Origin of the sequence: Micromonospora sp. NPDC047740, from assembly GCF_043204735.1 — a bacterium.
In the GTDB taxonomy this organism is placed as follows: Bacteria; Actinomycetota; Actinomycetes; order Mycobacteriales; family Micromonosporaceae; genus Micromonospora.
In genome coordinates, this window is the sequence record NZ_JBIDCT010000018.1 from 52,737 (window position 1) to 66,250 (window position 13,514).

The following is a 13,514-nucleotide window of genomic DNA, read 5'->3' on the forward strand; positions in this document are numbered from 1 at the left end:
CGGAGCCGGTCGAGGCGGCCACCGCCGCCGGTGGCCTGCGCGGCGCCCGCTCCGAACTGCGCCGGCAGATGCGCGAACGGCGGCGCCTGCGGTTGGGCATCCTCGTCCTGGTCAGCCTGGTGCTGCTCGGTGCGGTCCCGCTCTACTTCGGGGTGCGCACGCTCAGTCACGACCCGGTCTTCGACACCCTTGACGGGCTGGACGTGCCCTCGTGGGCGGCGGTGAAGACCGTCGACAACGTCAGCGGCAGCCGTTGGTGCCTGCAGGACTGCCGGCTGCGGGAACGGACCATCGAGTCGCAGCAGGGGCCGAAGGAGACCGCGCAGGCGTACGAGCAGGCCCTCGCCAAGGACGGCTGGCAGCGCTGGAAGGTCGCCCGTTGCCCGGAGCAGATCCCGGACCAGCCGGCCAAGGGCAGCTACACCTGCTGGCGCCGGGACGAGCTCACCCTCGACCTCTGGGTACGCGAGCCGGCCTGTGTGCCGCCGCCGGTGGACGGGGCGCCCGCGCCGTCTCCGGCCCCCTCGCCCGCAGCGCAGACGTGCACCGGGTCGTTGGTGTCGGTGAAGGTCCGCAACGCGATCGACGACGAGCGGACCGGGCCGCAGCCGAGCACTGATCCGTCACTCACCGGTGAGGATCCCTTCCCGACGCTCACCGACGATCCACTCGGCGAGTTGACACCCTCACCGTCGTGAGCACCTCTCCATCACGGACGGTAGGGTCTGGGGCTGGCGGGTCCGGCGGTGCGGTCGGTCATGACGGGCCGGGCCGAGGCGGAGTGGACAGGACGGTCGCGCGTCTCGGGGCGTCGGGCCCCGGGACCCTGGTCGAGGAGGACAGGCGTGGAACCTATGGAGGTCGCGGCGCTGGTCGCGGCAATCGCATTCGCGATGCTCGTGTTGATCCTGACGCTGCCCATCCTGCGGCTGCGGCACACCGTGGACGCCGCCACCCGGATGATCAACGACCTCAACGACCGTTCCGCACCGCTGCTCGGTGACGTCAACACCACGGTGAAGAACGTCAACACCGCCCTCGAGCAGGTGCAGACCTCCCTCGACGGGGTCAACCTCCAGCTCGCCAAGGTGGACACCATGACCAGCCACGCGCAGAACGTCACCGCCAACGTGGCGAACCTCGCCGCCGTGGTCTCCGCCGCCGCCGCGAACCCGCTGGTCAAGGTGGCCGCCTTCGGCTACGGCGTGCGCCGGGCCGCGGCCGCCCGCCGGCACGCGGAGAACGAGCGGGAGGCCCGGGACATCATCAAGCAGCGGCGCCGCGCTGAGAAGCGCGCCAACCGGTGACCCGGCGAGCGGGAGGGCTGTGACATGAAGCGGTTGTTCTGGCTCGGCATCGGGCTGGCCGTGGGGGTGCTGGTGGTCCGCAAGGCGACCCGCACCGCGCAGGCGTACACGCCGGCCGGCATCGCCAGCGGCCTGTCCGAATCCGCCGGCAGCCTCGTCGAGTCGGTCCGCGGCTTCGTCGAGGACGTCCGGATCGGGATGGCCGAGCGCGAGCAGGAGATCCACGAGGCCTTCGCCCGCGGCGAGGTGTACGACGACCAGTTCGCCGAGTTGCGGGAGGACCCGCGGATCGGCGACCGAGAGATTTTCCCGGAGGAGCACCAGCGATGAAGACGGCGGAGATCAAGCGGCGGTACCTCGCCCACTTCGAGGCGAACGGCCATGCCGTGGTGCCGTCCGCTCCGCTGCCCGCCATCAGCGACCCGAACCTGCTGTTCGTCAACGCCGGCATGGTGCAGTTCGTCCCCTACTTCCTGGGCCAGCAGACCCCGCCGTACTCCCGCGCGGTCAGCGTCCAGAAGTGCATCCGTACGCCGGACATCGACGAGGTCGGCAAGACCAGCCGGCACGGCACGTTCTTCCAGATGAACGGCAACTTCTCGTTCGGTGACTACTTCAAGGAGGGGGCGATCCCGTTCGCCTGGGACCTGGCCACCAAGCCGGTCGACCAGGGCGGCTTCGGGCTCGACCCCGAGCGGATCTGGGCCACGGTCTACCTGGACGACGACGAGGCGTACGAGATCTGGCGGCGGACCGGCGTGCCGGTCGAGCGGATCGTGCGGCGCGGCAAGGCGGACAACTTCTGGTCGATGGGCATCCCCGGCCCGTGCGGCCCCTGCTCGGAGCTCTACTACGACCGGGGCCCCGCCTACGGGCGGGAGGGCGGCCCGGAGGTCGACGAGGACCGCTACCTGGAGTTCTGGAACCTCGTCTTCATGCAGTTCGAGCGGGGTCCCGGCGTCGGCAAGGAGGACTTCCCGATCCTGGGCGACCTGCCGGCGAAGAACATCGACACCGGCATGGGCCTGGAGCGGATGTCGTCCATTCTCCAGGGCGTGGACAACCTCTACGAGATCGACGAGGTCAAGCCGATCCTGGACAAGGCCGCCGAGCTGACCGGCAAGCGGTACGGCGCCCGCTCCGGCCACGCGGCCAGCGAGTCGCACCCGGACGACGTCCGGCTGCGGGTGATCGCCGACCACGTGCGCACCGCGCTGATGCTGATCGGCGACGGGGTGACCCCGTCCAACGAGGGGCGCGGCTACGTGCTGCGGCGGATCATGCGCCGCGCCATCCGCGCCGTCCGCCTCCTCGGCTACCAGGACCGGGCGCTGCCGGAGCTGCTGCCGGTGGCCCGGGACTGCATGGCCCCGTCGTACCCGGAGCTGACCGCGGAGTTCGGCCGGATCTCCCAGTACGCGTACGCGGAGGAGGACGCCTTCCTCGCCACGCTGCGCGCCGGCACCACGATCCTGGACACCGCGATCGCGGACACCAAGTCCGCCGGGCAGACCTCGATCTCCGGTGACAAGGCGTTCCAGCTGCACGACACGTACGGCTTCCCGATCGACCTGACCCTGGAGATCGCGGCCGAGCAGGGCCTGCAGGTCGACGCGGACGGCTTCCGCCGGCTGATGGCCGACCAGCGCAACCGGGCCAAGGCGGACGCGCAGGCGCGAAAGACCGGCCACACCGACGTGTCGGCGTACCGGTCGGTGCTCGACGGTGGTGGCCCGGTGGAGTTCACCGGCTACACCGAGCTGAACCGGGAGTCCCGGGTACGAGCCGTGCTCGCCGGCGGTGCCGAGGTGGCGGCGGCGGTCGAGGGGGACACCGTCGAGCTGGTGCTCGACACCACCCCGTTCTACGCCGAGGGCGGCGGCCAGCAGCCCGACCAGGGTCTCATCACGGTCGGCGGCGGCCAGCTCGAGGTCTTCGACGTGCAGCAGCCGGTGCCGGGGTTGATCGTGCACCGGGCCAAGGTGGTCCGCGGCGAGGTGCGCGCCGGGGAGACCGGGTACGCCGAGATCGACGTGTCCCGCCGGCGGGCGATCTCCCGCTCGCACACGGCCACCCACCTGGTGCACCAGACCATGCGTAACTTCCTCGGCGAGTCGGCCACCCAGGCGGGTTCGCTGAACGCGCCGGGCCGGCTGCGGTTCGACTTCAACACCCCGACCGGGGTGGCGCCGAGCGTGCTGCACGACGTCGAGCAGCAGGTCAACGAGGTGCTCCTGGCCGACCTGGAGGTGCACGCCTTCATCACCACCCAGGAGGAGGCGCGCCGGATCGGCGCGATGGCGCTGTTCGGCGAGAAGTACGGCGAGCGGGTCCGGGTCGTCGAGGTGGGCGACTACGCCCGGGAACTGTGCGGCGGCACCCACGTGGCCCGCTCGGCCCAGCTCGGCCTGGTCAAGATCCTCTCCGAGGCGTCGGTCGGTTCCGGTGTGCGCCGGATCGAGGCCCTGGTGGGCATGGACGCGTTCGGCTTCCTGGCTCGCGAGCACCTGCTGGTCTCCCGGCTGGCCGAGCTGTTCCGGGTCCCGGGCGACCAGGTCGCCGACCGGGTGGAACAGACCGTCACGCAGCTCCGCGACGCGGAGAAGGAGCTGGAGAAGCTCCGCGCCCAGCTGGTGCTGGGCGGGGCGGCGGCACTGGCCGCACAGGCCCGGGACGTGCGGGGCGTCGCGTACGTCGGGACCGAGGCGCCCGAGGGCGCGGCGGCCAACGACGTGCGGACCCTGGCCCAGGAGGTCCGGGGCCGGATCGACCCGGCCCGGCCGGCGGTGGTCGCCGTGGCCGCCCGGGCGAACGGCAAGGCGTCCCTGGTGGTGGCAGTCAACCAGGCCGCCCGGGCTCGGGGCCTGAGCGCGAAGGACCTGGTGAAGGCGGCCTTCTCCGGTCGGGGCGGCGGCAGCGACGAGCTGGCCCAGGGCGGTGGCCTGCCCGCCGCGGAGGCGCCGAACCTGCTCCAGACGGTGGAGAAGGCGATCGCCGAGGCGTGATGGTCGCATCGATCGAGGTCAGGGCGGACCGAACGGTCCGCCCTGACCCGTACCGGCGGGAAGGTGTCCGGTAGATGGCTGAACCGACCCGGGGGGTTCGACTTGGGGTGGATGTCGGGCAGGTCCGGGTGGGGGTGGCCCGGTCGGATCCGCACGGCATCCTGGCCACCCCGCTGGTCACCCTCGCCCGTGACCTGACCGCGGCGCCGGACGCGGTACCGACCGACATGGCCGAGCTGGTCCGGCTCGCCGCGGAGCACGAGGCGGTCGAGATCGTCGTCGGGCTGCCGGTCAACCTCGCCGGAAAGCATGGCCCGGCGGCGCTGAACGTATCGGCGTACGCTGCCCGTTTGGCTGATGTAATGGGGCCGATTCCGGTGACGCTGACGGACGAGAGGATGTCGACCGTGGTCGCGAGTCGTAGGCTGGCCGAACGGGGCGTCCGGGGAAAGCGCCAACGGGCGGTGGTCGATCAGGCCGCCGCGGTGGAGATTCTGCAGAGCTGGCTGGACGCACAGCGGAGGCGGACGCAATGATCGACGACCTTGACGTGGTGTTCGACGAGCAGGAGAGGGGGGAGAAGGGCCGGCACCGGCGCAGCGCGGTACGGAAGCGCAACGGCGGCTCGCGCGGCGGCCGGGGCAAGACGGTCTTCGCCCTCCTGATGGCGCTCGTGCTGCTGGGCGGCATCGGCGGCGGCGCCTACGTCGGTTTCGACCGGATCCGCAGCTACCTCGTCACCCCCGACTACGACGGCCCGGGCTCCGGCGAGGTGCTGGTGCAGGTCAAGGCCGGCGACACGCTCACCGACATCGGCAACACCCTCTACGACGCCGGGGTCGTGAAGAGCACCAAGGCGTTCATCGAGGCCGCCGAGGCGAACTCGCGCAGCAAGAACATCCAGGTCGGCAGCTACAAGGTCCGCAAGCAGATGAAGGCCGCCGACGTGGTCACCCTGCTGCTCGACCCGAAGAGCCGGGTGGTCAACGGGGTGACCATCCCCGAGGGCATGATCAGCCTGGCAATCTACGACCTGCTCTCGAAGCAGACCAAGATCCCGGTCGCCGAGTTCAAGAAGGCCGCGGCGGACCCGGCCAAGCTGGGCGTGCCGGACTTCTGGTTCAAGCGCGGCGACGGCAAGAAGGGTACGAAGAGCATCGAGGGCTTCCTCTACCCGTCCACCTACGAGATCCCGCCGAAGGCCACCGCCGAGCAGATCCTGTCGATGATGGTGGAGCAGTTCCTCACCGTCACCCAAAAGCTCGACTTCGTCGATCGGGTGCAGAAGGAGCGGCAGATCTCCCCGTACGAGGCGCTGATCACCGCCTCGATCGCCCAGGCCGAGTCGGTGCACAACAAGGACCTGCCGAAGGTGGCCCGGGTGATCTACAACCGGGTCTACACCGACAAGTACCACTGCCACTGCCTGGAAATCGACAGCGCGATCAACTACTGGCTGCGGCTGCAGGGCAAGGACCCGAAGGACTCCGACATCCTCAAGCGGTCGGAGATCAACGACCCGAAGAACCCGTACCGCACCCACGGCGTGGACGGCCTCACGATCACTCCGATCGGCAACCCCGGCGAGGAGGCGCTCAAGGGCGCGCTGGACCCGCCGCCGGGTGACTGGATCTACTTCATGACCGTCGACAAAGAGGGCACGATGGGCTACGGCTCCAACGACGCTGAATATGTGCAGCTCAAGAAGACGATGTGCCAGAACAAGGTGCTGACCGGGGAGAACTGCCGATTTTGAGGGCAGCCGTCGTCGGTAAGCCGATCGCCCATTCGCTCTCCCCGGTGATCCACGAGGCCGGGTACGCGGCGGCCGGGCTGACCGGGTGGTCGTACACCCGGATCGAGTGCGCGGCCGACGAGCTGGCCGGCCTGGTCGCGGGCCTGGGCCCGGAGTGGGCCGGGCTGTCGGTGACCATGCCGGGCAAGGAGGCGGCGCTCGCGGTGGCCGACGAAGCCTCTCCGGTCGCCGCCGCCGTGGGTGCCGCCAACACCCTGGTACGCCGCCCCGACGGCACCTGGTACGCGGACAACACCGACGTCACCGGCATGGTCGACGTGCTGACCACGGCCGGCTGCGCGGCCGGCGCCACGGTGACCGTGCTCGGCGCGGGCGGCACCGCCCGGGCGGCGATCGCGGCGGCGGCCCGGATCGGCGCGGCCGACGTGACCGTGGTGGCCCGCCGGCCGGAGGCGATCGACGAGTTGCGCCCGGTGGCCCGCGCGGTCGGGGTGCCCCTGGCCGGCGCCGACTGGGACGGCGCCCCGGCGCACGCCCGCGCCGATCTGGTGATCTCGACCGTGCCGAAGGGGGTGGCCGACCCGCTCGCCGGGCACTTCGACTGGCGGCCGGGGTCCGTCTTCTTCGACGCGCTCTACGATCCCTGGCCCACCCCGCTCGCCACGGCCGCGCTCGCCGCCGGCTGCCGGGTGGTCTCCGGGCTGGACCTGTTGCTGGCCCAGGCGGTCGACCAGTTCGTGCAGTTCACCGGCGTCGAAGCGCCGGTAGACGCGATGCGTGCGGCGCTGGCTGCGGCACGCGTCTGATTCCGGCCGGGCGCCCGACCGGCACGACCGGAGTGCGACAGGTCGATACGCTGCTGCGGCAACCCTTCGCCGAACCAGGGAGTGCTTGTGACCGGGCACCCGCCCCAGCACGACCGTCCGGCCGTCCGCGGATCCCGCCGACCCGTGGTGCTCGGCGTCCTCGGTGCCGCCCTGGTCGCTGGCCTCGTCGCCCTGGCGCTGCCCCGGGTCGCCGCCGAGGTGATGCCGGCGGCCCGTCCGTCCGCGCCGGCCTCGGCTGACCGCCACGTTACGGACGTACCGGGCTGGCGGCTGGTCTGGTCGGACGAGTTCGACGGTTCGACGGTCGACCGGGCCAGGTGGAACGTCCGGAACGGCGAGGCGCGCGACATCGACCTCGGCTGCAACGTCGACGACGCGGAGAACGTGATCGTCTCGGGCGGCGTGCTGACCCTCCGGGCGCAGCGGAAGACCACGGCGTGCGGCTCGCAGCTCCGGCAGTACACCGAGAGCTACCTGGACACCATCGGCAAGGCCTCGTTCCGCTACGGACGCTTCGAGGTGCGCGCCGAGTCCCCGAACGGGCCGAGCGACTCGCAGGGGCTGTGGCCGGCGTTCTGGCTGCGGCCGGACGACGGCGGCAAGGGTGAGATCGACGTGGTCGAGCTGCCCGGCGGTGCGGCGTACCACCGGGCCGCCACCCAGGCCATCTTCTACGACTACACCCCGGTCAAGCAGGACCAGCGCTGGGAGTTCCCGAGCGGGCACCCGGGCGATGGCTTCCACACCTACACCACCGAGTGGGAGCCCGGGGTGATCCGCTGGTACATCGACGGCCGGCAGGTCTGGCAGCGGGACCGCGGCACCACGCCGTGGTTCGACGAGGCCTTCGACAAGCCGTTCAACCTGCGGCTGAACTTCCAGGTCGGGGGCTGGCTGGGCCGTCCCGACGCGGCCACCCGTTTTCCGGCCGACTTCCGGGTCGACTACGTGCGCGTCTGGCAGCGCTGACCGTCAACACCGGCCGCCCCGCCCGTCGGCCGGACCGTTGCCCGTCGCCAATATCGTGACCGCCAGCGTGCCGGGGCGCAGGGCTGGCACAGGGGAGGACATGACGTGGTGGAGGACCCACGGATCCGCCAGGACGGCCTCGGCTGGGTGAGCCGGGCGATCTTCGGGGAGGCGCGGCTGTGGCTCGGGGTCGGCCCCGGCTCCGCGGTGCCGCCCCCGGGACACCGGGTCGTCGCCCGGTACGCCGTGGTGCCCTCGATGGAGCGGGCCAAGTTCCTGCTGCCGTTGCCGTCCCGCCGGGTCGGGGCGGCGTCGACGCTGGCGTACAACGCGCTGCGGCCGCCCCGGGTCCGCGTCAACCGGTTCGCCGTCGGCGTGCTGGCCGGTCTCGGGGCCACCCAGCTGGCTCGGATGCCGGTGCTGACCGTCGCCGTCCCGGCCACCGCCGATCCCGCCGAGCTGCTGCTCACCGCGTACCTCGCCCGGATCGAGGGCCGCCCCCTGCACGCCGCGATCGGCATCCGCCCACCCGATCCGCACCACAAGCCGACGCTGCAGCTCTTCGACGGCCGGGGCGCCGCGCGGGCGTACGCGAAGGTCGGCTGGAACGAGGCGACCCGGGCGATGGTCCGCGCGGAGGCCGACGCGCTGCGGGAGTTGCCGCGGGGCGCGGGTGAGTTTCCCGAGGTGCCCCGGCTGCTGCGGGAGCTCGCCTGGGGTGACCTGGCGGTGACCCTGGTCGAGCCGATGCCCGCCGGCGTGCGCCGGCTGGCCCGCCCGGAACGGCCGGAGGTGGCCGCGATGCTCGCGGTCGCCCGGCGCGGCGGCCCGCCGGCCGCGCCCCGGCCGCTGGCCGACTCGCCGTTCCTGGCCGACCTCACCGCACGTGCCGGACGCGCCGGCGGGCCGGTCGTCCCGGCGCTGGCGGCCCTCGCCGACCGGGACGGGACGACCACATTGGAGTTCGGCCACTGGCACGGCGACTGGGTGCCCTGGAACCTCGGCACCCACCGGGGCCGCCTCTTCGCCTGGGACTGGGAGAACAGCGGCACCGGGCGGCCGGTCGGCTTCGACCTCGCCCACCAGGCGTTCCAGAGTGCACTGTCGCTGCGTGGCCGGCCGGTCGCCGAGGCGGCGGGCGAGATGACAGCGGTGCTGGAACGGTACGGCGCCGTCTTTGGTCTCGACCCGGCGCGCCGTCGCCTGGTCGCCGACGTCTACCTCGTCGAGTTGTGGCTGCGCACCGCGGAACTCGCCGCCGGGGGCGGCGGCTGGAGCAGCAAACTGCACCCCACCCTGCTGCACCTGCTCGCCGACCGGTTGGGGCTGCCGCGAGACTGAGCCGGTCGGTGCCCGTTGTCGGGGAGGCGACTGGAATACGGGAAAAAACACCACAGAGCCGTCGCCCTCGCTACCGCCGGCGAGGAAGCTCCACTAGGGTGTCAGCACTCGATCACCACGTGTCACTTGGTGGCGGGTTCGATCCGGCCCGGGTGGCGTGGGGCGCCCCTGGGCCGTGGGCACGGGGAGGTCCGGCCGGTGGCTGGCATGGCAGAGGGCGTGCGGCGGCGGGCACGCGTCGCGCGGCCCGGGACGGGCGCCGATTCGCCCGCCCGGCGGCCCGACGGCGGTGACCGCCGGTGATCCTGATCTACGTCTGCGGGGTGCTTGCCGTACTCGTGCCGGCGATCCTCGTTCCGTGGCTGGCCAGCCGCTGGGCCCCGGCCGTGGCGGGAAGCCGGGCGGCCGGGCGGCTGCGCGTCGCCGTCGCCGGTCTCACCGCCGCCTTCGGCCGGCTCGGCGCCGCCGTGGTCGTGCTGCTCGCCGGCTCGGCCGCGGTCGTCGCCGTCTGCTGGCCGCTGGGCGAGGCCCTGTCCCGGCTCGAACCCCACGTCGACCATCCGGTGTTCGAGTACGTGCACGCGCGGCGGGTCGACGGGTGGGCCGAGGTCAACTCGTTCGTCACCGCGATCGGTGACCGGTACCCGCTCAAGTGGGTCACCGTGGTCGCCGCCCTCGTCCTCGCCGTCGCCTGGCGGCGTCGGCGCTGGTGGATCCCGCTTGTCGCGCTGCCGCTGCAGTTCGTCGTGGAGCAGTACACCCAGGAGATCCTCAAGCTGGTGGTCGACCGGGGCCACCCGCCGACCGACCTGGGCACCTATCCGTCCGGCGGTTGCGCGCGGGTGCTGATGACCTTCGGCACGATCCTGGTGCTGGCCGCGCTCACCTGGCGGATGCCCCGCCGGGTCCGCGTCACCCTGGCCACCGCGCTGGCGATGCTGGTCACCGTGGAGGGCTACACCCGCGTCTACGCCGAGAAGCACTGGCTCACGGACGTCGTCGGCGGCTGGATCTTCGGCTCTCTGCTCACCGGCGTGATGGTGCTCGCCGTCCTGGTGGCGGAAGGGCGGTTCCGGTCCCCGGAGCGGTCCACCGCCCCGGCCCCGCGCCACGACGTCACGATCGGCACCTGACCCGAGCCCGGGCCGCCCGTGACCTCCTCCCGCGGTGGCCCGGAACCGCCCTGCCGCGACCCTTCGAACGGAAGTTGGGCAAGACGTGACCACCCTTCTCGTCGCCTCCACCGGTGGGCATCTCGCCGAGCTGTACGACCTGCGGCCGAGGCTGGGCCTGCGGGAGGACTGCGTCTGGGCGACCTTCGACTCGCCGCAGAGCCGTTCCCTCCTGGAGGATCAGGAGGTCATCCACATCCCGCCCGCGACCACCCGGGACGCCATGGGAGCGGCGCGCAACCTGCTGGCCGCCCGACGGGTGCTGCGCGGCGGCCGGTTCACCCGGGTGGTCAGCACCGGCGCCAGCGTGGCCATGTCCTTCTTCGTGCCCGCCAGCCGGCGCGGGCTCGCCTGCCACTACATCGAGAGCGCGACCCGCACGGAAGGCCCCTCGCTCACCGGCCAGTTGGTCGCCTGGGTGCCCCGCACCCGGCTCTACACCCAGTACCCGGGCTGGGCGGACGAGCGGTGGCGGTACGGCGGCACCGTCTTCGACGGCTACCGCACCAGTCGCCTCGCCACCCCGCGGCCGGTGTCCCGGGTGGTCGTCGCCCTCGGCACTCACCAGCACTTCGGCTTCCCCCGGCTACTGGCCCGACTGGTCGAGGTGCTGCCGCCGGAGGTGGAGGTGCTGTGGCAGGTCGGGTCCACCCGGATCCCCCAGCTGCCGGCCGGTGCGCGCCCGCAGGTCCCGTACGCGGAGATGCAGCAGGCGATGCGGGAGGCCGACGTGGTGGTGACCCACGCTGGGGTGGGCTCGGCGCTGGCCGCGATGCGGGCCGGCCGCCGGGCCGTCTACGTGCCGCGCCGGCGCTGCCACGACGAGCACGTCGACGACCATCAGGTCGAGCTGGCCTGGGATCTGGACCGCCGCGGCCTGGTCCTGGCCCGGGAAGCCGACGCCGTGACGTTCGAGGACCTGACGGAGGCGGCATCGTGGACGGTCGAGGCGAGCGGTGCCGTCGCGCCGTTTCAGTGGACGGACCCGGCGTGAGGCCACTTTGGCCGGACCACCTCGTGTCCGCCTCCGCCGGTCGACAACCGAGCCACGTCCACACCGGAGATCCGGGACGCGACTCGTACGTCGGAACCGGACCGAGCCGGTGACCGGGCGGACCGGTCGGTTGATGGTGCCGAATGTCCGTTTCCAGCAAGCTAGTCGTGTTCTCACTACCTCATTGGGGGCGCCAGTGCTTCACAGAACGTCTCGACCGGTGTGGCGGTGGCTCGCCGTGCTCGCCGCGCCGGTGCTCGCCGTCGGGCTGCTCGCCGCGCCAGCCCGCGCGGCGGGCCTCACGCCGGTCACCAGCACGCTCACGTCGGCGAATCCGGCGGACGAAACCCCGCACGCCCAGAACGGCGACACCAAGGCGTTCGCCGAGATCGGCACCACCGTGTACGTCGGCGGATCGTTCACCTCCGTGAAGGCGGCGGGCGGCGCATGGACCACCCGCAACTACCTCTTCGCGTACGACCGCACCACGGGCGCGCTGAAGACCGGCTTCAACCCGGTGCTGGACGGCGCCGTGCACGCCCTGGCGGTCAGCCCCGACGGCAAGCTCATCGTCGGCGGCGCCTTCGTGAACGTGAACGGGGTCAGCCGCAAGAACCTGGTCGAGCTGGACCCGACCAGCGGCGCGACCGTGGCCAGCTGGGCCGGGCGCAGCGACGGCGGTCTCGTCCGGCGCACCATTGTGGTCGGCACCAAGCTCTACATCGCCGGCGCGTTCCACTGGGTCAACGGCACCCAGCACTCGCTGCTCGCCCGACTGGACGCCACCACCGGCGCGATCGACCCGACCTTCCAGATCGACGCCAGCGTGGCCCGGGCCAGCAGCGAGCTGGTCTGGGGCCTGGCGGTGTCGCCGGACGGCCGGACCCTGGTGGCGGTCGGCAACTTCACCCAGGTCAACGGGCAGGCCCGTAACCAGGTCGTGGTGGTCGACCTGGCCGGCACCCCGGCCGTGGCGAACTGGAGCACCCAGCGGTACGTGGCGCCCTGCTACGACTGGTCGTTCCCGTTCTACGCCCGGGACGTCGACTTCTCCGACGACGGCACGTACTTCGTCATCATCGCCGACGGCGGACGGGGCGACGGGGCGTACTGCGACGCGATCGCCCGGTTCGAGACCGTGGATCGGGGCGCCGGCATCGACGCCACCTGGGTCAACTACACCGGCACCGACTCGGTGACCTCGGTCGAGGTCACCGACAACGTGGTCTACGTGGGCGGGCACTTCCGCTGGCTGAACAACGCCAACGGCAACGACTCGGCCGGTGCCGGCGCGATCAACCGGTTCGGCCTGGGCGCGCTGGACCCGATCAACGGCATGCCGCTGGTCTGGAACCCGGGCCGCTCGGGCGCCCCGGCGGGCACCACCACCTGGGGCCCGATCATGTGGGAGCTGTGGCGCGGCAGCACCGGCCTGTACGCCGGCTTCGACTCCGACGGCGTCGGCAACGAGTACCACGGCCGGATGGGCCTGTTCCCGCTGGCCGGCGGGCGTACGGTGGCGGCGGTCAACGCCCCGTCCGCCGCGTCGGGCTTCCTCTACGTCTCCTCCGCCAACGGGCAGGCGACCAAGGTCCCGTTCGACGGCACCACGCTCGGCACCCCGGTCAGCGCCAGCCAGCCGAACCTCACCGCTGCCGGCGCGTCCTTCTCGATCGGCAACAAGGTCTACTGGTCGAAGACCGATGCGAGCGCGCCGAGCGGCAGCTACCTCGAGGTGTCGATCTTCTCGGGCGGTGCGGTGGGCGCGCCTTGGGTGAGCAGCGGATACAACGACTGGTTCAACGCGGCGGCGATGACCGGGGCGTTCTATCTCGACGGCCGGATGTACTACACCAAGTCCGGTACGAACCGGCTGTTCTACCGGTATCTGGAGCCGGACGGCTACATCGTCGGCTGCACCGAGTTCACCCTGCCCAGCACCGGCCTGTCCTGGGGTGGGGTGCGCGGCCTGGCCTGGGTCAGCGGCAAGCTCGTCTACGGCAATCAGGACGGCTCGCTGCGCGCGGTGCCGTTCGACGGGACGGCCGTCGACGGCGCCGCCTCGGTCCAGCTCGCGGCGGCGGGCGGCGGCGTGAACTGGTCGAGCAGGACGCTCTTTTTCGCCACCTCCTGACGGTCCGAT

The 13,514-nt window shown here is 72.1% G+C and carries 12 protein-coding genes; all 12 read left to right on the forward strand.

The window, feature by feature from the left end; genetic code table 11:
* Positions 1-68: 68 nt before the first annotated feature.
* The 12 genes from ACGF4F_RS28550 to ACGF4F_RS28605 all read left to right on the forward strand — a co-directional run bounded on the left by ACGF4F_RS28550 (position 69) and on the right by ACGF4F_RS28605 (position 13,505).
* Positions 69-698, forward strand: coding sequence for a hypothetical protein (locus tag ACGF4F_RS28550; RefSeq protein ID WP_357442781.1), 630 nt, complete (start codon positions 69-71; stop codon positions 696-698).
* A gap of 147 nt (positions 699-845) precedes the next feature.
* Positions 846-1,307, forward strand: coding sequence for a DUF948 domain-containing protein (locus tag ACGF4F_RS28555; protein ID WP_073835240.1), 462 nt, complete (start codon positions 846-848; stop codon positions 1,305-1,307).
* A 24-nt stretch (positions 1,308-1,331) separates the two neighbouring features.
* Entirely contained in the window at positions 1,332-1,637 is a 306-nt protein-coding gene (locus tag ACGF4F_RS28560; protein WP_073835241.1) for a hypothetical protein, read from the forward strand.
* Positions 1,634-4,312 (forward strand): alanine--tRNA ligase, encoded by a 2,679-nt coding sequence (alaS, locus tag ACGF4F_RS28565; protein WP_393082038.1) that lies wholly within the window; start codon positions 1,634-1,636, stop codon positions 4,310-4,312. Before ACGF4F_RS28560 ends, alaS begins: the two co-directional genes overlap by 4 nt.
* A 74-nt stretch (positions 4,313-4,386) precedes the next feature.
* Positions 4,387-4,848 carry a Holliday junction resolvase RuvX gene (gene ruvX / locus ACGF4F_RS28570; RefSeq protein WP_357442607.1) on the forward strand — a complete coding sequence of 154 codons (462 nt, stop codon included), beginning with the start codon at positions 4,387-4,389 and terminating at the stop codon, positions 4,846-4,848.
* Positions 4,845-6,068, forward strand: a complete 1,224-nt coding sequence (gene mltG / locus ACGF4F_RS28575) for an endolytic transglycosylase MltG (protein ID WP_357442609.1) — start codon at positions 4,845-4,847, stop codon at positions 6,066-6,068. Before ruvX ends, mltG begins: the two co-directional genes overlap by 4 nt.
* Positions 6,065-6,874, forward strand: a complete 810-nt coding sequence (locus ACGF4F_RS28580; protein WP_357442611.1) for a shikimate dehydrogenase — start codon at positions 6,065-6,067, stop codon at positions 6,872-6,874. The genes mltG and ACGF4F_RS28580 overlap by 4 nt, the downstream gene beginning before the upstream one ends.
* A gap of 87 nt (positions 6,875-6,961) precedes the next feature.
* Complete coding sequence (locus ACGF4F_RS28585; RefSeq protein ID WP_357442613.1) at positions 6,962-7,864, forward strand: glycoside hydrolase family 16 protein; 903 nt, start codon at positions 6,962-6,964, stop codon at positions 7,862-7,864.
* A 105-nt stretch (positions 7,865-7,969) separates the two neighbouring features.
* Positions 7,970-9,205 carry a hypothetical protein gene (locus tag ACGF4F_RS28590; RefSeq protein WP_357442615.1) on the forward strand — a complete coding sequence of 412 codons (1,236 nt, stop codon included), beginning with the start codon at positions 7,970-7,972 and terminating at the stop codon, positions 9,203-9,205.
* Positions 9,206-9,504: 299 nt separating this feature from the next.
* Positions 9,505-10,338 carry a phosphatase PAP2 family protein gene (locus tag ACGF4F_RS28595; RefSeq protein WP_357442617.1) on the forward strand — a complete coding sequence of 278 codons (834 nt, stop codon included), beginning with the start codon at positions 9,505-9,507 and terminating at the stop codon, positions 10,336-10,338.
* An 85-nt stretch (positions 10,339-10,423) separates the two neighbouring features.
* The gene (locus tag ACGF4F_RS28600) at positions 10,424-11,371 is read left to right on the forward strand and encodes a glycosyltransferase (RefSeq protein WP_357442619.1); all 948 of its coding nucleotides are present in this window, start codon (positions 10,424-10,426) and stop codon (positions 11,369-11,371) included.
* Between the two features lie 238 nt (positions 11,372-11,609).
* Positions 11,610-13,505, forward strand: coding sequence for a delta-60 repeat domain-containing protein (locus ACGF4F_RS28605; RefSeq protein WP_393082111.1), 1,896 nt, complete (start codon positions 11,610-11,612; stop codon positions 13,503-13,505).
* Positions 13,506-13,514 lie beyond the last annotated feature (9 nt).